1 protein-coding gene is annotated in these 254 nt (G+C 68.5%); it reads left to right on the forward strand.

Annotated features, from left to right (window positions below; all coding sequences use genetic code 11):
- Window positions 1-254: phosphoribosyltransferase family protein (locus HA630_RS27330; RefSeq protein WP_256368607.1), on the forward strand; the 254-nt coding region annotated here is incomplete at both ends.

The following is a 254-nucleotide window of genomic DNA, read 5'->3' on the forward strand; positions in this document are numbered from 1 at the left end:
ACCACGGTGGAGGAAACCTACGAGCTGGAATACGGCAGCGCCACCGTGGAGTTGCACACCGACGCGGTGAAAAGCGGCGACCGGGTGCTGCTGATTGACGACCTGATCGCCACCGGCGGCACCATGATGGCGGGCCGCAAGCTGCTGGAAAAGCTGGGTGCCACCGTGACCGAGGGCGCGGCCATTGTGGCCCTGCCCGAACTGGGCGGCACCCGCCGCCTGCGCGACAGCGGGCTGCCGCTGTTCACCCTGGT

The sequence above is a fragment of the Aquabacterium sp. A08 genome (assembly GCF_011742065.1).